Genomic DNA, 20,260 nt, shown 5'->3' on the forward strand with positions numbered 1-20,260 from the left:
ACGAACCTACCCGCACACGCGGGGGTGATCCTGATACACGATAATCTTATGACCCGCGTTATCCAACCTACCCGCACACGCGGGAGTGATCCTATGTTAGCAAATAACAATGATGAGTTCGTAACGATACTGAAAGGAGGGATTGAAAATGCAAGGGTTAAGAACGCAAGAAAGCGTTAAGTTTTTAGAATTTTTTGAGCACGTTCAGAAAGAAGCGGAAAATCTGGGTAAAGTATTCTTCTTAGATTTTGGCCAATGCGACGGCACGACTTTTCAAGGGATGGAAACCGATCGATTGTTTGGGTGGCTTGTGCCCAAAGAAAAAGCGGAGGAATTTAATCGGCTGTTTTTAAATGACAACATAGCCGAAGAATGGGATGCGTTTGGAGCGTGGGCCATGCCCGAAATAACGGGCGGAAAAATAACGATTAAGTTTCTGTGAAAGCACACTAAACCTACTCGCATACGCGGGGGCGATCTCGCTCATGAAAATTTTAGATGTTTTCAAAAAAGACGGTAAGTTAAAAATAGTGATGGAGGCGATTGTAAAATGACAAAACAATTTAAACATGAACCAGACGACTACATTCCTCTGTTAGATACAGATAACGGAGAGTTAATAAGACCTGATTGGGTGAAAGATGACGAAGTATTGTTATATTTTCCGAATCCGTTGGGCAAGAAGAAAAAATCTAAATTAAAACAGTGTATTAAAATCAATACACTTTCTAAAGAAGAATTCATTAAGTACCAAAAAGAAGGCAGAATTCCTGCCGATTATAAAATCGAGGAGTGGATCAAATGTTAAAATCGGCTATTAACGGTTTCGCAATAGGTGACGAATGGATAATTTAAAAAAATATTGGGGCAAAAATATTAGACTATTAGATATTGATAATGGAGAGTGGAGAGGGTTTGTTGAGGGTTATACCGATTCCAATAACAATCCGGAGGAAGAGGAGAGCATTGATGTTAGAATAGGCCATAGCCTTTACATCTTTTTTCCGTGTGACATCAAAGACATCGAAATATTAGAATAGTAGGCGAGGAAATCTACCCGCACACGCGGGGCGATCTCGCTCATGAAAGTTTTAGATATTTTCAAAAATGATAGTAAGTTAAGAATAGTTATGGAGGCGGTTATATAATGACAAAGCAATTTAAACATGAATCAGACGACTATATTCCCTTGTTAGATAATGGGAAAATTTACATTAGGCCAGAGTGGATGCCTTACGACGAGCTGTTTGTTGATTTTGTAAATCCGCTTAATAAAAATGATATAATGCAAAAATATGTAAAAATCAACACGCTTTCAAAAGAAGAATTTATTAAGTACCGGAAAGAAGGTAGAATTCCTGCTGATTATAAAATTGAGGATTGGATAAAATGTTAAAATCAGCTATTTATGGATTTGCAGTAGGGGATGCGTTAGGCGTACCTTTTCAATTCAAAAAACGTGGAACGTTCAAACCTACCCGCACACGCGGGGGCGATCTCGCTCATGAAAATTTTAGATGTTTTCAAGAAAGACGGTAAGTTAAAAATAGTTATGGAGCTAGTTATATAATGACAAAGCAATTTAAACATGAATCAGACGACTATATTCCTTTGTTAGATAGTGGGGAAATTGAAATTAGGCCAGATTATATGCCCTACGATGAACTGTTTGTTGATTTTGTAAATCCGCTTAATAAAAATGATATAATGCAGAAGTTTGTAAAAATCAATACACTCTCAAAAGAAGAATTCATTAAATATCAAAAAGAGGGTAGAATTCCTGCCGATTATAAAATTGAGGATTGGATAAAATGTTAAAATCAGCTATTTATAGTTTTGCAATAGGTGATGCATTAGGCGTGCCTTCTGATAACCTACCTGTATACGTGGGGAGTTTTCGTACATAAGAACCTTATTACAATCAGATCGGGTAAAAAGGGGTTAAAGACGTGAGAAAAGTCGAGGTTTATCAATCGGAAACGAATTCGATGCTTTCTATGGACTACATCGGAACTGTGGAGTATGTGGGAAAAGACGATCCCCTCAGTTTTACCAATGGAAAAACTTATATTATTGTTCGAGACAAAGATCGAAATCTTAAGGTAGTAGATGATACGGAAGAAGACTACATTTATGATCTGCAAGAGCCGAATGATATTGGGGGAATTTTCCTTTATCGAGACGATCCTTACGACATTTTAAGAGACTACATGGAGCGGTCACATCATGAGGTCAACGATAGAGATACAAGACGAGTGTTTAGGTGCGAAAGTCGGAATAGACGACCGGATATTTTACGGTGTTATTTCCGACATTACGGGCAAAGCGGATAATGATGAAACGGGTCGCGACTCGCTGACGCTTTATGACGGAAAGAATTATATTTTCTTCAGCGACAACGAAATTAAGTCTATTGAGATACTCGATTGAGCCTCTGGTTTTCTCAAAAAAATCGAGCAAGCAAATTGCCTACTCGATTTTATCTTTGTTCCGAAATGGATCAAAATTTTACTTATTCATATGAATGGCATCTTTTATAAAGGCGCCTTTTTTTATTTCGTCGAATGCTTCGTCCAGTTCTTCTTCCGTGTTCATGACGATGGGGCCGGGGCGCCAGGCGATTGGTTCTTTAATGGGATCGGATATAAAGACGAGAACGGCGTTTTCTTCTTCGGTTTTGTTGTCGATGACAAGGGTGTCGCCGTTATTTAAGATGGAGGCGCGAAAGTTTTCTACTTTTTGCCCTTCTATTTCCGCCTCGCCGATGAGGGTAAAGAGGGTAATGGCGCGGTTTTCGTCCACTTTCATTTCAAAGCGTTTCCCCGGGGCGATGTGCACATCGTAGTAATCGACGGGTTGGTATTTGGAAAGGTAGCCTTCGTGGCCTTTGTAACGGCCGGCGAGAAGGCGCAGCATGCCGCCGTCGAAGGGAATTTCTTTAATTTCTTCGGAGCGGATGGGCGTGTAGGCGGGGTCTGCCATTTTGTCTTTCGCCTTCATGTTGAGCCAAAGCTGCACGCCGAAAAGGCGCTTTACGGGGGGAAGTTTTTCTTCGTGGAGTATGCCGCTTCCCGATGTCATCCATTGCACGCCGCCGTCTGTAATGGCGTCTTCGTTGCCGAGGGAATCCCGATGCACCATGGCGCCGCTGTAAACATAGGAGATGGTTTCGATGCCTCTATGTGGGTGCATTGGAAAGCCCGCCGTGTAGTGTTGGGGATCGGTAGAATCGAAAGCATCGAGGAGTAGAAGGGGATCGCTGTCGTGCATGGTGTGGCGACTTAATACGTGGGTCAGGTGAACGCCGGCGCCGTCGATACCGGGTTTGCCTTCCACGATTCGTTTCACAGTTCTATTCATTTTTACTTTCCTTTCTTCTATTTTTTTCTTCATTATGATATATACTCTCTCGTTTTAGATTTAAACAAGGGGAAAACTTCGTTCTTCTTTAGATTATCGTTTTATCTTGCTAAATTCGTGGTATACTATATATAAGGAGGGATAGTATGTATGATAAAATTTTAGTACCTATTGACGGATCGAGAGATTCTTATTGTGCTTTAAAAGAAGCTGAACTTTTAGCTAAAACGTTTCATTCGAAGCTTATCATCCTGACTGTCTTAACGGACACGAATATTATTGAGCATTACCCCGGCGATTTTCTCACGACGGACTTCAAGAAGGCGCAAGCGGATCGCGCGGAAAGTATTTTAGAAAAAGCGAAAGAGCAAATGAAATACGACGGCGCCATTGAAACGTGTTACCGTATCGGGCGCGCTTCGGAAGAAATTATCGCCTGTGCAGAAGAAAACAAGGTAAATTTAATTGTAATGGGCAGTCGCGGTCTGGGCGGTTTTTCCAGAACGCTCTTGGGCTCTGTCTCCGACAGGGTGCTAAACGGTGCCAAGGTACCGGTACTCATCAACAAAGAAACCTGCCGCATTTAACATGGGCCCCGCTTGTAAGTGGGGCTTTTGTTTTGCGGATTTTTTTGATTATAATAGATTAGATTATGTTTGGAGGTGGCCTATGAAGGTTTTAATGTTAACGGCGGAAGAAGTTAGCCGTTCCATGTCGGTAAGGGACGTTATTGAAGCGGACAAATCCGCCATGGGGTACTACTCGTCGAAAAAGACGGATATTCCCCTGCGTACGAATTTAGATGTGAAGAAGTCGGAAGGTCAGGCTCTTTTTATGCCGGGTTTAATCGAAGGGGAAGACGCTCTGGGCGTTAAAATTATCGCCGTGTATCCAAAGAATGCGGACAAGGGTATGCCCTCTGTTCCCGCGACCATGGTGATGATGGATGCAAAAACGGGCTTTGTGAAGGCGATTATGGACGGCACGGAGCTTACCCGCATGCGCACCGGCGGTTTAAGCGGAGCCGCTACTGATCTTCTCGCCAAAAAAGATGCGGAGGTTTTCGTCTTAATCGGTACCGGCGGCCAAGCCAAGAGCCAACTGGAATCGGTTCTCGCCGTGCGCCCCATTCAAAAGGCCTATATTTTTAATCGCAAACAGGAAAAGGCGGATGCTTTTGTGGAATCGGTAAAAGAAGATATGAAGGCATACGGTGCGGAACTTATCGGCATTTCCGATCTCGCGCCGGTGATCCCTGAAGCCGATATTATTACGGCGGTGACGACGGCGACATCGCCTGTTTTCGACGGCAACCTCGTAAAGCCCGGCTGCCATATTAACGGCGTCGGCGCCTACACGCCTGATATGATCGAGCTGCCGCCTGAAATTGTCGCGCGCGCCGATAAGGTATATTTAGATACCATCGACGGCGTCATGCACGAGGCCGGGGATTTAATGAAGCCTGTTCAAGACGGTCTCGTGTCCCGTGAAAAAGTGGAACACGAAATCGGAGAAGTGGTGCTCGGCACATTGGTAGGCCGGGAAAATGACGATGAGATCACCCTCTTTAAATCCACGGGATCCGCCGTTTTCGATATTGTCGTCGGTGAAAAAGTTTACCAAATGGCGAAGGAAAAAGGAATCGGACGGGAAATTCAATTGTAAGAAAAGCGCTTCGGCGCTTTTTTTATGTTTAGAATCAAAAAAGAGATGCGTTTTTTCAAACGACACAATATGTGCAGGATGTATAAAGGCGGCCATGCGGTTTACAGTGCGTCGGATTCACGTTATGATGAAAAGACCATTCGAAGTAGAAAGGTTGGATATTATCATGAAGATTATAGACACTATCGGCCATACGCCCGTCGTACAACTTTCAATGGGCGGCGGCCGCATATATGCAAAACTTGAAAAAAATAATCCGGCGGCGAGTATTAAGGATCGCATCGCCTACGCCATGGTGAACGACGCCATCGAAAGGGGCGCGCTGAAGCCCGGCATGAAAATCGTCGAGCCCACGAGCGGCAACACGGGCATCGCCCTTTCCCTTATCGGAAAGCAATTAGGCTATGATGTAACCATCGTCATGCCCGCCTCCATGAGCGACGAACGCAAGGCGCTGATTCGCTCCTTCGGCGCGGAGCTTCTTTTAGTGGAGGAAGGAGGCATGCAGGCGGCGGTGGATAAGGCGAAGGAACTGGCCGCTACGGGAGATTATTTTTTGCCCGATCAATTTTCCAATCCTTCCAATCCGAAGATGCACGAAAAAACAACGGGACCCGAAATTTTAGAAGCCCTTGATTCCGTCGCCGTCTTTGTGGCAGGCATCGGCACCGGCGGCACGGTGACCGGCGTAGGCAGAGCGCTGAAGGCGAAGAATCAAAATACCGTCGTCGTGGGGATCGAGCCGGCGGAAAGCCCCCTTATAACGCAGGGAAAAGCAGGGAGCCACGGAATTCAAGGGATCGGCGCCAATTTTATCCCCGAAAACTACGATCCCGGCGTCGTGGATGAGGTGATCACCGTTACAAGCGAAGAGGCTATGGACATGGCGCGCCGTTTAAGTGCGGAAGAAGGTTTAAGCGTGGGGATTTCCGCAGGAGGCAATGTGGCAGGTGCGCTAAAACTCGCCGAACGCTACGAAGGCAACATCGTCACGGTATTGCCCGACGCGGCGGAACGCTACATGTCGACGGATCTTTTTCAATAGACATGCTGTTTAAAAGGCGAAGAAAAATCGCGGAGGTCATCTTACAGAAAGACCCCGCTTGTCGAAACCTTTTCGAGGCTATGTTTCTTTACCCGGCCGTCACCGCCCTTTTAAGTCACGAGCGAGCTCATCGCCTCTATTTAAAAGGCCACACGACATGGGCGCGATGGATTTCCCACAGAAGCCGCAATAAAACCGGCATCGAAATTCATCCCGGAGCGCGTATCGGCGAGAGGTTATTTATCGATCACGGAACGGGCGTGGTCATCGGGGAGACGGCGGTCATTGGCGACGACGTCACCATTTATCACGGCGTCACCTTGGGCGGCCGAGGGAAGAGCAAAACCAAACGCCATCCCACCATTGGACATCGAGTACTCCTGGGGGCGGGATCTACTGTCTTAGGGCCTATTGTCGTCGGCGACGATGCAAAAGTCGGTGCAGGCGCCGTGGTACTGGATCCCGTGCCTGCCCACGCCACCGTCGTAGGGATTCCCGCTGAAGTAGTTCATCAACGTTAAGTTATAAAAGAAGAATCGAGCAATATTCTGCTCGATTTTTTCTTTTTATGGAGAAGGATATGCGCTTTTTCGTATTGAAGTTTTTTGTAAAACACTATACTATAATCTTATAGTGTAAACGTTTTTATCAGCACTCATTTTTTATATTAAGAACAGAAGGAGGCATATATGAACTGCTCCCATTGCGGCGTGGAAAACGCAGCCGATGCGAAATTTTGTAAATCCTGCGGCAAGCCCTTAGTGCCGTCGGAAGAGGACGTAACACAACCTATGGAACCGGTGAATGCCGTAGAGGCTGCCGAGTCCATTGCACGGGAAAAAATCGAATACGACGATGAATTCGACGATGCGAATTCCAAAGAGAAAAAGAAAAAAGTCATGATCGGCGTGGCGGCCGCTCTCGTCGCCATTGCGCTCATCGCTTTATGTGTAGTGGCCTTTAAAGCGACCCAACGTACGCGGCTGAGAAAAGCGGCGGAAAGCGCCATGGAGGATGAAAATTACGACAAGGCCTACGACGATTTCCGCAAGCTTTACGAGATTACTCAAAAGGAAAGCGACAAAGAAGATGCCGAAGAAGCCAAGGAATTGGCAAAAGATAAATCCTCTTTGGAAGCGGCTGACGACGCTTTAAATGATCTCGCCTTTGCCGATGCTTTAGAACGTTATGTGGCGGTAAAAGAACACGATAACGATCTCGAAGATAAGGCGGAAGAGGGCATTAACCGCGTGGTGACGGCGGCGGAAAATAAAATTCGCGCGTTAAACGGAGCGGAAGAATTCGACAAGGCATCGGAGCTTTTGTCCGGATTGCTCGCCGTGGCGCCGGATAACGGGCGTCTCATGGCGTTAAAAGAAGAGACGGGCCTTGGAAAAGATAAAAAAGATGCGGAAGAGACGGCGAAAAAAATGGAAGCTGCCAACGCCTCCAAGGCGAAGGCCAACGCCGCCAAATCGGCGAAGCGCGCCACTGAAGCGAGCCGCATTCTCTTTACGACCCAGCGCGTCACGGCGGCACAAGCCAATGTGCGCTCGGGTCCGGGGAAAAGCTACCCCACCCTTTATACTTTAGAAAGAGGAGATACAGTTTACGTCATTGACACCCATTCGGATTCCGTAAGAACCTGGTGCAATATTGGCGACGGCTGGATTTCCTATCGAACACTGAACGGCGAATTCTAACAAAAAAAGTGTCCGCGTGTGAACTGACCCCCAAAAGTTGGACTTAAAAACCAACGAATGGAGGTCAGTTTTTTATTGGAGCGATTCAACACTAAACGACAAGAGACCTATGGGCACATACGAAAGGAACGAATAGTTACATATGAAAACGAAGATAAAAATAAAGAATTTGCGAAAGTTATAGGTTCTGCTAGAATATGAAGTATATAAGTAACATATGATTTGGTAGCGAAAGAGAATGATAAGCATGAAAAACAATGTAACGAAGTACTTTATAGTATCGGGAGCCTTAGGTCTGGTTCTTGTGTGCCCGGCACAGGGGACATTTGCACAAGAAAGTGGAACCTCGATGGATTCCAAACCTGTAAACAAAACAGTGGCAGAAGAAAAAGCCAACACGAACAATATGATGGCGAGCCTGAACTCCCCTGAAAAACGGGAAGCGAAGCCTTTACATGCTCAAAAAACGACGGTAGAGGGCGAAGCTTGCGCAGGGGATGACAGTGAACCGAGCTTTGAGGATCTTTCGGGAAAGGCAAAGGAGAAAAAGGATGCCGATCCTGAAAAGAAGAGAGACATTCAGAAAAATGAGAAAAAGGATGATCGATACCCTCATTCTATCGACCATCAGTACGAGGATAAAAATCACAACAAGAATTTTCAAGATCACTCTATCGAAGCGGAAAATGACGGAAGCTACCAGTTTAAAAAAGGCAATGAATTAACAGAAAAAGAAATTAAAGAGGAATTTGATAAGTACAAAAAGAATGTATCGTCTTTTGTAAAAGTGCAGGAATGGATTCCCAAGCTGAAAGATATGAATCTTTTAGATTTAAAGGGAAATGAAAAATCACAATTTTATAAAGTGGTTCTAAAAGACGGCAATACTATTTATTCAGCCGACGGATTTAAAAGCTATGTCGATAAATATGGAAATGCTTACGTCCACGACTTGACCGATGATAAAGTTTATAAATTAGATGGAGGGTATTCCTATTCTTCCGGTGGCTTTACGGCTCCGGAAGTTAAGAATGTCTATGGTTCTTCATCAACTGATATTAAGAACACGGCCGACGACTTAACCAATCCTTTGCACAAACGCGTAGGAACGAACTCTAAAGTATATAAAACCGTCGAAAGGGACGGCGCTTATGTAAAAAAGATCGTCGATAAAAACGGCAATATTTCCTATGAATTTTACGACGGCTCCGAAAATGAAACCAAGAAAAAGGTTGATGTAGAAAAAATTAAAAAGGTTGTGGAAGAGACCCCGAGCGCTCTCATGGAGGTATGGGGAAAAGAACACTACGACGAGTTAATTGATCGCGCCTATAAGGCGGCCCTCGTTAACAGTTATCTTGTAAAGCATGAGCCGAATATGTCGCAAGAAGATCGGAAAAGCATTGTAGACTATGTTTACCGCTTCGGATTGAATTTTAATGCCGATGAATCTATGGTTTCAAAGTCTGAGGACAATGGTTATGTGAATGTATCGCCTCTCGGCTATGCTACTCAAAATCCGGACGGCTCTTACAAGTATCGCTATCAAGTTTCTTTTAATTCCGTAACCTCTAATGACAAGTATTCCTCGACAAAACTCGACGTTTACGCTCCGACCATGGCAAAAAATATCAAGTTTATTTTGAACGGGGTACAAGAATATAAGAAAAACAGCGACGGATCCTATTCTTATAAGAATAGAGATGTCAATGTCGAACTGGGCATCGTCAATACAAAAGATCAAGCGACGAGGGTTTTACTGGAAGCGGATCGCCTAAAGACGGATGATACGGCCTATTGGACAGCGGATGGAAAGAAATATTACCGGGATGAATATGTTCCGGAAAGTGTATGGAATAATGAAGAATATAAACATAAGGAAAATACCTTCTCTATTCCCTACTACAATGACATTCATCATCGAACGCGCCTGGAAAACAAAGTCGTCGAGTTCGATCGACTTGTAGATTTTTACGGTGATCAAGCCCAGATTGAAAAGAGCAAATATACTAATGAACCGAACTACTATTCAGGCTATCGAGTATTAAGGCCAGAAAAGCACTATCGACATTTTCGATTGGTGAACCCTCAACAAGGGGGCCCTGTAACTTTTGTCGTTGAATTTGACATTGCAGGGGATCAAGTAAAAAAATCACCGAATATGGGCTTAGGCGCCAGAATGTTAGGCGTCTTGAATAAGAGCGACCCTACGGCCTTTAACTTTAACGATGGCTATGGAACGCCGGATAAATCCTCAGGTAGACCGGGGGCGAATGCAGGTGAATTGATTGAAGCCAATCCGAACGATGAAAAGGTGGATCAAGTCATTAATAAAACGGTATTGGAATCCAGATCCGATCTTTATGCCACGATTTATAATCATCCGGAACTCATCAAACCGGGGACGTTTGACATCAATGGTTTTTACGGCAATGTAGGCGGGGCCCCCAGCGAATATACGGGGGATAAATATCGCATCGGGTTAAAGACGGGAAAGAATCTCTATAATTACGGAGAATTTATAGAATCTCGGTTAGTAAAGTCGATTAATCCCTTTAAATCAAAAGGCGCTGAAAACTTTAAGGATTCCGTAAAGATTAAAATGAAAACCTATGGTGCCTCTTCATTTGACGTAGGCGTTCAAATTGCCAATGGCTATGGACGTTATGGAGATTACAGGGTCAACACACGTATTAAAGAAGATCGACTCATAGAGAATCTAATGAAGATCACCGATGTCGGGCTTATAAAATCCCAAAAGCCTACGTCCAAAGATCTTGCCTCTGTTTACAAGAGATTAGGCTACGAAGATCAAACGTCTCGTTTCATGAAAGCTGATCCGGAGCATCAAGATCCGAATCCCGGCGATCCAAAACCGCAAGAAGATCCGAGAAAAGAAAAGGATAGCGACAGTCAGGTCGATATGGGTTACGACAACTTGACTCGCCCGGAAAAAGACTTTTGGGATCCGAAATCCGAACCGGGTAATGGAGCGAAAGATCTATTATCGGATAATATTAACTTTGGCCCCGCGGGAATTGGTCTGTTAATCATGGGGGTGTCAAACGCTCAAGGACCGCGTGGAGGCGTCGATGTAACGCCGATTCGCTGCGCCAAACAAAAAGACGGAACGTGGAAATATGAATATCAAATCAGCCTTCGCGGCGTTCATTCATCGGATCACGGACAAACGGCCAGCGATTATAATATTGTCATGCCTCATTTTGTAAAGAATGTCGAATTTACGTTAATCGGAAATAACAACAGCTACGAATCTGAAGCTTATGACAAAATTTCTAATTTTTTCGAAGATGACAGCCTGAACTCCAAGAAAAAAGTCTATCGTTTTGAAGACTATAAAGAATTTTTGAGCAGCCATGAAACGAAAGTTTTTGAGCACATCTTAGAAAACTTGGAAGCGGCCGGTTTACCGAAAGAATTAAACAAGGTTCAGATCCTAAGCATACTCGCGAGCACGGAAGCGAATGGGATTTACAACAAAAATGAAAAGCTGGGCATCGACGAATGGAACCCCCATTCCGGAAAGTTTATAAGCGGCTTTGAGGAACTGAAGGCAAAATACGAAAGAGACAAGAAAATCTTAGAGCATTTTGATCGGGATAAGCTAAGTCAATTTCAAAGCCATCCCGACACAGTTCAAAAGCAATTAGATGAAGGCTATGAAAAAGCACGTGAAGATATTCAAAATCAATTGAATCAAGGCAAAGTATTTTTAACGGAGGAAAATAAACCGAAGTACATTTCTCCGAACGATGTAAAGAGCTTTAAAGAAAAGTATGTCTACAGCGATTATCGAGGATATGATTTTGGAAAGCTGTTTGGAAAATATAGTGAAGTATATGATTTCAAGCGCTCTCTTGACCTTTTAGATAGCTGGTTTAAGGATAAAACGGATCCGCAGTATTTGCGGATGAAGAGCCAATGGCAACGGGAAGCGTACGACAAAATAAAAAAGATGGGGTTGTCACTTGAGAGTTGGACTGGAAATGGTAATTTACGCCAAGAATATCAAATGGGAGATTATAAAGATCTTACCGGTAACCCCCTCAATCTTATTACGAAACTCGGTTATGCCTATGGAGAGCCGGGGATCCAAGATAAGGTCGATTTGTCGAAAGTGAATGTTTACGCCTTTAACTCCAGAGGAAGCAGAGGGGTCGTCGGCCTTCGCGTTACCTTTAACGTGGACGAGAAGCAAGTTGAAAAGACGCCCTATATCCCCGTAGACGTGCGAAATGTGTGGAAGACCTCGACAGAAGAGGGTGGCCCGGCTGTGTTTTGGGGTGAATACACTGAGAACTTTTTGCATTACAACAACATGGCGGATCGTGTAGTCAATAAAGAAACAGGCAAAATAATGTCTCAGACGGACTACATGAAATTATCCGATCAAGAGAAAAAGAATTATTACCTCACCAATTATTATTATGTAGAACACCCCGAGTATATTACGCGGGATATGTTTGATATCCACGGTCTGCATACGGAGCCGAGCGTGGATGTAACCACCTACACGGGGAAATGGCAAATGATCGGCGAGGATATTTCCCCCTGGGACGATAATCTGCGGAACAAGACCTTTGATTATAGCGAAACATATAATCTCAACGAGAACAGGGCTGTAACGTATTCTGTGGCTATGAATGAAGACTTCCGCGATATTGCCGTCGTAGGTCCTTGCAGCACGAAAGAGAAAAAGGAAATTATCATCAAAAAGGCATGGCTGAACTTTAATAAAGGTAATAAGGTGCCGGATGAAATCACCGTGGTGTTGTCCAATGGAAAAGATGAGCAAAGGGTCAAACTGAATAGGGAAAACGGATATAAAATCGTCCTGGACGTAGATGATCCTTTGTATGATTACACCGTAAAAGAACTTGAAGTGCCGGGTTATAAAAATAAAAAAACAGACGTAAACTATCGATTTGTTTTTAGGGATCGAAAGACAGGGAAAATAGCGGATGTCATCTATAGATTTCAGGGCGAGAAACCCGGCAAAAAGACACCGACTTTGGAAGAGTTGCTTCAAGAATCTAAGGGTTCTAAAACCGGCGAAACTTATGTAAAAGAAAATGCCGTCCTCGGCAATACTATAGGGAATCTCATTAAAAACGGGTATAAAATCGGGCTTTCTTTAAAGGCTGATGATCGAAATGTAATAGTTGTTGAAAACGGCTACATTCGCGTACCTCGAAATTTAGAATTGACGACCATTATGGATGTGGAACTTGTCAATGAAAGTATTCCGGAGATACCGCCTGAAACACCGCCTGAAACACCGCCGGAAACACCACCGGAGACGCCACCGGAAACACCACCGGAGACGCCTCCTGAAATACCACCGGAGACGCCTCCTGAAATACCACCGGAGATACCACCGGAAACACCGCCGGAGATTCCGCCGGAGACACCGCCGGAAACGCCTCCCGAGGCACCGGGTGCCCCGCCGAAAACCGGAGTCGACGGCATAGCCGGCATGTTTGGTCTGTTCTTCAGCTCAATAGGCGGACTATTTATTACGAAGAGAAAAAGAAACGATAAATAAACTATCGTGCAGAAATAAAAAAAGCATCAAACCGATTCCATAGGGAAAAGTTTGATGCTTTTTTTATGAAAATAGCAACAGATAGCTAAAAATCTTTTAAAGTGTTGAATTGAGTACCTCCTTTGTTATTTCCTAAGGGACTCAATAACTTCAAAAGCAAAGCTCAGGGATCAACTGAAGGGCTGTTTATTGGAGCGATTGGCCGAAGCGATCGGCTTTTAATGCCGCTTCTTTTAATCGTTTAATGGAAATAACTTGGGGCGAGCGTTTGTATTCGATGGTTTCGGGGACGATCTCCATCATGGCGTCTAAATCTTTTTCTTCAAGCCCTACATCGGCGAGGGTCGTGGGTAGGCCTAAGGATTTATTAAATTTGGCGATTTTTTCAAGCTCTTCGTCGTTGCCCGTATAGGCGTGGAGCACGAGGACGCCAAAGGAGACGACTTCGCCGTGAAGGTAGTTGCCTTCCCGTTGAATGGCGCAGGACGTATCGAAGAAGATGTGGGCGAGCGAGGAGTTGTAATAAAAGTCGTCGCAGTTTGTAAGGTTTGAAACGTAGCCTGTGGAAACTAAAATGGTAAGGGCCACTTCTTCCACGGCGCGGCTTACGCGATTGTTTTTAACATCCTCGAAGCCTTCTTTTCCGTAGAGCAGCAGAGGTTCTTGGCAGGTTTTGGCGATGCCCACACCGAGGCGCGCCATGTGGTTTAAGTCTTCGCCGCTGGAGGCATAGAGTACTTCAGGTTGTTTGCTCAAGCCGTCGCCGATGCCCGCCCAGAAATAAATATCCGGCGCTTCGGCAATAATGGAAAGGTCGATAAAAATATCCGAGGGGGAATGGGGGAAGGCGTAGTGCGAGACGCTGCCGTCCTCGTTATAGACGACGGCGATGGCGGTCATGGCCGCGCAATTGGAGCAAATGGTGGGAATGGAAAAAGCGGGTTTTCCGATTTCAAGGGAGACGACCTTCGTCGTATCGATGGCTTTGCCGCCGCCGATGCCAAGGAGCACATCGGCCGCCAAGACGTCTTCGTCTTCAGCCAGTCGGCGGATATTGGCTTCCGTACATTCCACGCCGTAGATTTTTTCGCCGGTAATGGTGATGCCTTCTCCGCGAAGGGCGCGTTCCACTTTCGGCGCCGCGGCGTGCAATGCGCGCTTGCCGCCGATTAAGACTACTTTTTCATAGCCTTTTTCTTTCAGCGCCCGAGCGAGATCGGGGTAGCCGTCGTTTGATACGTAATAATTTGGCATTAACATAAAATTCCTCCTCCAGTGTACAACATTATATTCGTTACTATACTAAAACGGGTTTCCTCGAACAAGGTGAAGGGCGTATTTTTTTCGATTTTTAAAAATGAGCAAACAAAAAGCAGAGTTTAACTCTGCTCATTGTCGGGTGTGGACTCGTCGCTTTTTCTTTGGAACAAAGCTTTAAAGCCATGTGGTTTTTTCGATTTCGGCGCCTGTTTTTTCCCTTCTTTTTTCTGCGACAACATATGTTTTGCTATCGTTTGGGCAAATAAATCCATGCCGAGCCCTTTCGGGTGGGTGTGGTCTTTTACGAAAAGATCTTCGTGTTCTTTAGCGATTTTATACCAGTCGATAATGTGAACATTGTCCCGGGTTTTCGCCTCTTCTTTAAATTTATCGTTGACGCTGGCTTCCCAGGGGTCGGGAATGACGGTGGTCATTAAATAAACCGGGTGATCGCCGCAAGCGTCTAAAAGTTGATTCAATACTTTTTGTTTAAAATCGGAGTTGGTGCCCAGTTGAATGACGATGGGGGCATCGGCGCCGAGGCTCGAAAGGTCGTAAGAGGTGAGAATGTCTTTTGCCTGTACCATTTGGCGGTTCTTTTTGCCGTCGATTTTAAAATTCGGCAGCAGGTTTTCGATGGTGACCGCCGTCATTTCCGTAATGCTGTCGCCGATCATCAGGCCCTTTTTCGTTTCAAGCGTCTTTAGATCTCTCGCGGAGAGGGCGAGTTCGGGCCATTTTTCGTTGATTTCTCGAATGGGTTCGCTGAGTTCTGCATTTTCAGCCTCTATTTTTTTCCGTTCCGCTTCTCTTTTTTGAGCGGCGATGGCTTCGAGGCGCGCCCGTTCCATTTCGTTTTCTTTAGGCGTGGGAATGATGATGCCGCCGAGAATACCTACGAGGAGAAAGACGGCGAGGGATAGTCGCACCGTTTTTTTCTTCGATTGCGAGCGGAACAGGCGATAGGTTCCTTCACCCAAGGCGAAGAGCACGGGCATTTGCAAAAGTACCACCGTGTGGTAGGAAAATTCGGAGTGGGAAAAAAGTTGACGGAACACGAGCATGACGGGGTATTGCCACAGGTAGAGTTCGTAACTTCTCGTGCCGAAATAGCGGAGCAGGGGATTGTCCAACATTTTCGCCGCGCGGTTGTCGTCTCGCGCCGTAATTAAGAGAAGAAGGGACATGGCCAGGGTAAAGAAGAGCATGCCGCCATAATAGAGGAAGCTTCCCTCTTTAAAGAGGAGGAAGCAAAGGAGCATAAGGGCGATTAAAAGGGAGACAAGATTGGATTTGCGCTTTTGGGATTTGTTAAAGCTCCCTTGGCAGCCGATCATGCCGGCGAGGGCGCCGATGGTAAAGGAAAAGAAACGGGTGTCCGTGCCGTAATAAATGCGGGTGGCATCGTCCATAAAGGGCTTCATTCCCGTCATAAGGAAGAGAGAGAGGATGCCCGTAACGGCTAAGGAAAGGGCAAATTTTTCTCTATGGTTGCCGAAGCATTTTCTTAGAATGGCCCATATGAAGTAAAACTGAATCTGTGCGGAAAGAGCCCAAAAGTGGGTAAAGGGCAAAAATTTTCCGTGGAGATCGAAGTAAGAAAGGCCTCTAAAAATTTGTTGCCAGTTATTGACGCCTAAAATGGCCGCCGCGCCGGAGTAGAGGACGTCGTGGAAATCATCTCTAAAAAAGAGAGCGGCAAAGACCAGGGTGACGGTCACCACGAGTAAAAGAGGGGGCGTTAATTTTATGTATTGTTTTTTAAACTTTTGCAAGGGATCGTCTTTTGTGCTCGTCAAATGCTGCGCCATTAAAAGATAGCCAGACAAGACAAAGAAAATGACGACGCCTAAATAGCCGCCTCGAATAATATGGGGATAAAGGTGGTATAAGATGACGCCCCAAAGAGCCAGGGCGCGAATACCTGTAAACGAACGGATCTCCCGCGATTGCATATCATCAACTCCAAATAAAAAGAATGGCCGCAAGGCCATTCTAAGTATAACATAGCGTCATGAAAAGTACGTTCCTGATTATTGTTTCGGAAAAGTTTTATCGGGCAAGTTTATCTCGCTTATGAATGTTTTTATATCCTAAGATCCAAAGGGGCAGAATAATAAGTGCCCAGTTGAAAATTCCAAGGTATTTGTATGCATTTTGAACGATCCACATCAGGCCGAGAGTGGAAACCAAATAGCAGACGATCAGGGAGATCACGGCGATAATGGCTTTTTTCTTTACGGGATTGGTTTCGTTTTTCATAACGTGAGGTTCTACGCGGGTAACGATGCCGAAGATAAAACCGACGGCGGTAGTAATTAACGCGAGGAACAGGAGAATGGGATATAAAACTTGCAAGATGGGGATATTTAACTGTTCGACTACGGCGATAGTAGGAAGTGCGCGGGTAGCTTCGCTTAAATAAATATCCGGCATTTGAGAGAAGATCAAAAGGCAAATGCCAACGAGCATGATGATGTTCATAATGCAGCCGATCATCATGGCGCCTTTCGATTCTTCTTTGTATTGACCACCCTTAAAAGATGCGGTAATACCGCCGATGGCACTGATTTGGAAACCGGCATAGGTTAAAGCCCATAAAAGGGAGTTGAGCACATTGCCGTGTACCGTTTCATCGGAAGCGGAAATGCCCCATTTAGTGGCTTTCGGGTTGACGTAGCCTTCTCTGAAAAGACGAGCGATATCGGGCCCGAATTTAATTAAGCCGGCGACGATTACGATGGAAATAATAGCTAAGATTAAAATCGTCATAATAGTGGCATTTTTTCTGACCAGCTCTTCGCCGAAAATAACGAGTAAGGTGACGATAATGAGCATAATCACCGATCCCAAGAGGACGGGGAGTCCAAGGTATTGATTGGCTAAAAGCCCACCCGATGCAATGGTGGCGGCAGATGCGGCGATGGTGGTAATGATAACACTTACATCCATTGCCGGGGTAAGCACTTTGGAATATTTTCCGTAGGCTTCTTTCGACCAGGCATCGTAGCCCCATTTATCTGTTTGACGTGCAGTTTCCAAACCGACGTAATAGGTGACGGCGATAAGGATAAAGGTAAGAATCGGCATCAAAACGCCAAACCAACCGTGGTTGGCGAAGAATTGGAGTTCCTGCGTACCGGAAGCAAAACCTGCTCCGCAGTGAGTGGAAAACCAAACGGTGGCGACGCCGAAACTGATGGAAGTAATGTACTTATTGTCTTTTTTCACGACAAGCCTCCAATCTCGGAACATACTTTATGACAAAATTATATCACTAACCAAAAATCTTTTAAAGGACAAGCCTATTCAATGATGACAAAAGGTATATTTTAGTCTACAGATAATCTTTTTTCTTCAAATAAAAGTACATTAACACGATGACCGCAATGGTAAGAGCCAGTAAATTCCAGAAGGCGTAAGGGCCTTCGGACATGGGGAGAGAAGTGTTCATGCCCCAAAAACCGCCGATAATGGTAGGTACGGTCAAGAGAATGGTAATGGAAGTGAGGGTCTTCATAACGTCGTTTAAATTATTTCCCACGAGGCTCGAGTAGAGATCGGAAAGTTTTTCCACCGTGACTGACGCTTCTTTTACCATGACCCGGGCTTGGGTGCTTTCGATTTTTAAATCATTAAGCAGTTGATTGCGGGTAGGGGAGCTGTTTAAGGTGTCGAGATTAAATAGGGCGTGGAGGACGGGCTCGTTATCTTCCGTGGCCATGGAAAAGCGGATTAAACTTCTCGACAGGCTGATAAGCTCGCGAATGGTGTCGCTTTTTGTGGAGCGGGCAATGTCTTTTTCCAAACGTTCGATGTGGGCGTTGATGTTTTTTGTAAAATCAATATAGGATTTGCAAATATGGTATGCCAAGTCCACGAGAATCTTTTCCTTGGGGAAATTGTCGTCTTCAATGAGCCGATGTCCCTTTCCCTTTAAAAAGTCGGCAAAGGATTGGTCGTCGTCGTATTTTACGGTGATGACCCGTTCGGCGGTATTGATCATGGCCAAGGGGCGCGTTTCGTAAACCCCTTCTTCCACTTCCACGGGATAGCGCAAAATAAATAAATCATATGCGGAATTGTAACGGCCTTCGCTTCGCGCCACCTCGCTCGGGTCGGCGACGGAGGAGAGAATGGATTCGGGCACCTGATAATCTCTCGAAAGGGATGCAATCTCTTCCTCGGTTGGGTTGATAAGATGAATCCAATGGCTTTCTTCATTTTGGGGGCTCGGCTCAGTATCTAAATGATACATTTGATCGCGGCGGTGAACGTAATATTTCATAAAAATCCCTCCGGACTTAAAATTAAATGTGTACTTTCGTAATTTGACTCTCTTTTTTGGATCTATTTGGTATAATAGAGCCACGATATTTTACTTTACTCTATTAGGAGGTTAATATGACAAACAAAAAGGCCTTTACCCTGGGCTTAATCCCTAAACTTATTTTAGCGATTATTCTGGGTACTGTCGTCGGTTTATATTGCCCTGAAGTGGTGACTAAAATTGCCGTTACTTTCTCCGGTATTTTTGGAAAGTTTTTAAACTTTATCATTCCCCTTATGATCATCGCCTTTGTGGCAAAAGGGATTGCCGATTTATCGGAAGGAGCGGGAAAACTTCTCCTCGTGACCGTAGGCATCGCCTATACATCCACTCTTATTGCGGGAAGTCTTTCCTACGGCATGGCCCACTCCCTGTTCCCCCGTTTTATTTCTGCGGACATGGTGGAAAAGATTCAACAGGCTTCTGAAAAAACATTAGAGCCATTTTTTGAACTCCCCTTAAACCCCGCCATTGAAGTAACGGGCGCCCTCGTCCTCGCCTTTATCGTCGGCCTTTGCGTATCCATTATGCGCACCAAAGGAAGAGGCGAAACATTCTACGGCATCATCAACGAATTTAACGAAATGATCAATATGGTGCTTGCAAAGGCTATTATACCTTTACTTCCATTTTTTATTTTCGGAAATTTTGCCAACATGGCATATTCCGGCAGCGTTTTTGCCATTTTATCTATTTTTATTCGCATCTTCGGCTGCATTCTCGTGCTCCACATTATTTACATCTTCGCGATGTTTATGGTGGCGGGAACAGTTACCGGTCGCAATCCGGCGAAGACCTTCGTCAAAATGCTCCCCGCTTATTTTACGGCAGTGGGTACCCAATCGTCTGCGGCGACGATTCCCGTTAACGTCGATTGTAACCGCCAAATGGGCGTCATCCGTCAAATTCGCGAATTCGTCATCCCCTTGGCGGCGACCGTTCACTTGCCGGGCTCGATGATTACCCTTACATCCTGCGTTTACACCTTGCTCTTTATGTACGATATGCCCCATAGCTACGGCTTGATTATTAAATTTATCGCCATCTTAGGCATCGCCATGGTAGCGGCTCCCGGCGCACCGGGCGGCGCGGTCATGAGTGCATTGCCCTTCCTGCCCGTAGTCGGCGTGGCATCGGATTCTCCCATGGCGACGATTTTAATTTCTCTCTACCTGACCCAAGACTCCTTCGGTACGGCGGCCAACGTAGCGGGAGACAATGCGGTTTCCATGCTCGTGGAACGTTTCTACTTTAAGCACATTTTGAAACGGGCTAAGACGAAAGAAGATGAAATCGAAGCCATGCAGGAAGCTTAAAACCATTGAGTAAAA

18 protein-coding genes are annotated in these 20,260 nt (G+C 45.2%); 13 read left to right on the plus strand and 5 right to left on the minus strand.

What is annotated here, in order from left to right; genetic code table 11:
• Nucleotides 1–148 precede the first annotated feature (148 nt).
• From HMPREF1863_RS01500 to HMPREF1863_RS09180, 6 genes are all read left to right on the plus strand, one after another.
• Nucleotides 149–442, plus strand: a complete 294-nt coding sequence (locus HMPREF1863_RS01500; RefSeq protein ID WP_068366732.1) for a hypothetical protein — start codon at nt 149–151, stop codon at nt 440–442.
• 108 nt (nt 443–550) lie between these two features.
• The gene (locus tag HMPREF1863_RS01505) at nt 551–808 is read left to right on the plus strand and encodes a hypothetical protein (protein WP_068366734.1); all 258 of its coding nucleotides are present in this window, start codon (nt 551–553) and stop codon (nt 806–808) included.
• A gap of 34 nt (nt 809–842) precedes the next feature.
• Nucleotides 843–1,040 (plus strand): hypothetical protein, encoded by a 198-nt coding sequence (locus tag HMPREF1863_RS01510; protein WP_068366736.1) that lies wholly within the window; start codon nt 843–845, stop codon nt 1,038–1,040.
• A gap of 107 nt (nt 1,041–1,147) precedes the next feature.
• A complete protein-coding gene (locus tag HMPREF1863_RS01515) occupies nt 1,148–1,396 on the plus strand; it encodes a hypothetical protein (protein ID WP_068366738.1) in 249 nt (82 codons plus the stop codon).
• Nucleotides 1,397–1,569: 173 nt separating this feature from the next.
• Nucleotides 1,570–1,818, plus strand: a complete 249-nt coding sequence (locus tag HMPREF1863_RS01520; RefSeq protein WP_068366741.1) for a hypothetical protein — start codon at nt 1,570–1,572, stop codon at nt 1,816–1,818.
• Nucleotides 1,819–2,226: 408 nt separating this feature from the next.
• Nucleotides 2,227–2,430, plus strand: coding sequence for a hypothetical protein (locus HMPREF1863_RS09180; protein ID WP_198142693.1), 204 nt, complete (start codon nt 2,227–2,229; stop codon nt 2,428–2,430).
• 78 nt (nt 2,431–2,508) lie between these two features.
• Here the strand turns inward: HMPREF1863_RS09180 and HMPREF1863_RS01530 are convergent, their stop codons facing one another.
• Nucleotides 2,509–3,360, minus strand: a complete 852-nt coding sequence (locus HMPREF1863_RS01530) for a pirin family protein (RefSeq protein ID WP_068366882.1) — start codon at nt 3,358–3,360, stop codon at nt 2,509–2,511.
• A gap of 146 nt (nt 3,361–3,506) precedes the next feature.
• On the opposite strand from HMPREF1863_RS01530, the gene HMPREF1863_RS01535 reads away from it, so the two are divergent.
• The 6 genes from HMPREF1863_RS01535 (at nt 3,507) to HMPREF1863_RS09030 (ending at nt 13,339) form a co-directional block, all read left to right on the plus strand.
• Nucleotides 3,507–3,947 carry a universal stress protein gene (locus HMPREF1863_RS01535; RefSeq protein WP_068366744.1) on the plus strand — a complete coding sequence of 147 codons (441 nt, stop codon included), beginning with the start codon at nt 3,507–3,509 and terminating at the stop codon, nt 3,945–3,947.
• Nucleotides 3,948–4,029: 82 nt separating this feature from the next.
• The gene (locus tag HMPREF1863_RS01540; protein ID WP_068366750.1) at nt 4,030–5,025 is read left to right on the plus strand and encodes an ornithine cyclodeaminase; all 996 of its coding nucleotides are present in this window, start codon (nt 4,030–4,032) and stop codon (nt 5,023–5,025) included.
• Nucleotides 5,026–5,191: 166 nt separating this feature from the next.
• Nucleotides 5,192–6,070 (plus strand): cysteine synthase A, encoded by an 879-nt coding sequence (cysK, locus tag HMPREF1863_RS01545; protein WP_068366884.1) that lies wholly within the window; start codon nt 5,192–5,194, stop codon nt 6,068–6,070.
• A 2-nt stretch (nt 6,071–6,072) separates the two neighbouring features.
• A complete protein-coding gene (gene cysE, locus HMPREF1863_RS01550; protein WP_157065057.1) occupies nt 6,073–6,591 on the plus strand; it encodes a serine O-acetyltransferase in 519 nt (172 codons plus the stop codon).
• 168 nt (nt 6,592–6,759) lie between these two features.
• A complete protein-coding gene (locus tag HMPREF1863_RS01555; RefSeq protein ID WP_068366755.1) occupies nt 6,760–7,773 on the plus strand; it encodes an SH3 domain-containing protein in 1,014 nt (337 codons plus the stop codon).
• A 247-nt stretch (nt 7,774–8,020) separates the two neighbouring features.
• Nucleotides 8,021–13,339: a hypothetical protein gene (locus tag HMPREF1863_RS09030; RefSeq protein ID WP_157065058.1), complete on the plus strand. Its 5,319-nt coding sequence runs from the start codon at nt 8,021–8,023 to the stop codon at nt 13,337–13,339.
• A gap of 186 nt (nt 13,340–13,525) precedes the next feature.
• Here the strand turns inward: HMPREF1863_RS09030 and HMPREF1863_RS01565 are convergent, their stop codons facing one another.
• The 4 genes from HMPREF1863_RS01565 to HMPREF1863_RS01580 all read right to left on the minus strand — a co-directional run bounded on the left by HMPREF1863_RS01565 (nt 13,526) and on the right by HMPREF1863_RS01580 (nt 18,887).
• Nucleotides 13,526–14,599: an iron-containing alcohol dehydrogenase family protein gene (locus tag HMPREF1863_RS01565; protein WP_068366758.1), complete on the minus strand. Its 1,074-nt coding sequence runs from the start codon at nt 14,597–14,599 to the stop codon at nt 13,526–13,528.
• Between the two features lie 119 nt (nt 14,600–14,718).
• Entirely contained in the window at nt 14,719–16,554 is a 1,836-nt protein-coding gene (locus tag HMPREF1863_RS01570) for an acyltransferase family protein (RefSeq protein ID WP_068366759.1), read from the minus strand.
• Between the two features lie 97 nt (nt 16,555–16,651).
• Nucleotides 16,652–17,830 carry a YkvI family membrane protein gene (locus tag HMPREF1863_RS01575; RefSeq protein WP_198142694.1) on the minus strand — a complete coding sequence of 393 codons (1,179 nt, stop codon included), beginning with the start codon at nt 17,828–17,830 and terminating at the stop codon, nt 16,652–16,654.
• A gap of 106 nt (nt 17,831–17,936) precedes the next feature.
• On the minus strand, nt 17,937–18,887 hold the full coding sequence (locus HMPREF1863_RS01580; RefSeq protein WP_068366764.1) for a magnesium transporter CorA family protein: 951 nt from the start codon (nt 18,885–18,887) through the stop codon (nt 17,937–17,939).
• 116 nt (nt 18,888–19,003) lie between these two features.
• Here HMPREF1863_RS01580 and HMPREF1863_RS01585 point away from each other — a divergent pair, with 116 nt between their 5' ends.
• Nucleotides 19,004–20,245 carry a dicarboxylate/amino acid:cation symporter gene (locus HMPREF1863_RS01585; RefSeq protein ID WP_068366766.1) on the plus strand — a complete coding sequence of 414 codons (1,242 nt, stop codon included), beginning with the start codon at nt 19,004–19,006 and terminating at the stop codon, nt 20,243–20,245.
• Nucleotides 20,246–20,260 lie beyond the last annotated feature (15 nt).

It is taken from the genome of Aedoeadaptatus coxii (genome assembly GCF_001553115.1).
Classification (GTDB): Bacteria; Bacillota; Clostridia; order Tissierellales; family Peptoniphilaceae; genus Aedoeadaptatus; species Aedoeadaptatus coxii.

What these genes read in the sequence shown, in the direction of transcription:
- HMPREF1863_RS09030 (WP_157065058.1), top strand. Translation starts at nt 8,021, where the DNA reads ATGAAAAACAATGTAACGAAGTACTTTATAGTATCGGGAGCCTTAGGT.
- HMPREF1863_RS01555 (WP_068366755.1), top strand. Translation starts at nt 6,760, where the DNA reads ATGAACTGCTCCCATTGCGGCGTGGAAAACGCAGCCGATGCGAAATTT.
- cysK (WP_068366884.1), top strand. Translation starts at nt 5,192, where the DNA reads ATGAAGATTATAGACACTATCGGCCATACGCCCGTCGTACAACTTTCA.
- HMPREF1863_RS01535 (WP_068366744.1), top strand. Translation starts at nt 3,507, where the DNA reads ATGTATGATAAAATTTTAGTACCTATTGACGGATCGAGAGATTCTTAT.
- HMPREF1863_RS01505 (WP_068366734.1), top strand. Translation starts at nt 551, where the DNA reads ATGACAAAACAATTTAAACATGAACCAGACGACTACATTCCTCTGTTA.
- HMPREF1863_RS01500 (WP_068366732.1), top strand. Translation starts at nt 149, where the DNA reads ATGCAAGGGTTAAGAACGCAAGAAAGCGTTAAGTTTTTAGAATTTTTT.
- HMPREF1863_RS01570 (WP_068366759.1), bottom strand. Translation starts at nt 16,554, where the DNA reads ATGCAATCGCGGGAGATCCGTTCGTTTACAGGTATTCGCGCCCTGGCT.
- HMPREF1863_RS01580 (WP_068366764.1), bottom strand. Translation starts at nt 18,887, where the DNA reads ATGAAATATTACGTTCACCGCCGCGATCAAATGTATCATTTAGATACT.
- HMPREF1863_RS01520 (WP_068366741.1), top strand. Translation starts at nt 1,570, where the DNA reads ATGACAAAGCAATTTAAACATGAATCAGACGACTATATTCCTTTGTTA.
- HMPREF1863_RS01585 (WP_068366766.1), top strand. Translation starts at nt 19,004, where the DNA reads ATGACAAACAAAAAGGCCTTTACCCTGGGCTTAATCCCTAAACTTATT.
- HMPREF1863_RS01510 (WP_068366736.1), top strand. Translation starts at nt 843, where the DNA reads ATGGATAATTTAAAAAAATATTGGGGCAAAAATATTAGACTATTAGAT.
- cysE (WP_157065057.1), top strand. Translation starts at nt 6,073, where the DNA reads ATGCTGTTTAAAAGGCGAAGAAAAATCGCGGAGGTCATCTTACAGAAA.
- HMPREF1863_RS01565 (WP_068366758.1), bottom strand. Translation starts at nt 14,599, where the DNA reads ATGTTAATGCCAAATTATTACGTATCAAACGACGGCTACCCCGATCTC.
- HMPREF1863_RS01540 (WP_068366750.1), top strand. Translation starts at nt 4,030, where the DNA reads ATGAAGGTTTTAATGTTAACGGCGGAAGAAGTTAGCCGTTCCATGTCG.
- HMPREF1863_RS09180 (WP_198142693.1), top strand. Translation starts at nt 2,227, where the DNA reads ATGAGGTCAACGATAGAGATACAAGACGAGTGTTTAGGTGCGAAAGTC.
- HMPREF1863_RS01515 (WP_068366738.1), top strand. Translation starts at nt 1,148, where the DNA reads ATGACAAAGCAATTTAAACATGAATCAGACGACTATATTCCCTTGTTA.
- HMPREF1863_RS01530 (WP_068366882.1), bottom strand. Translation starts at nt 3,360, where the DNA reads ATGAATAGAACTGTGAAACGAATCGTGGAAGGCAAACCCGGTATCGAC.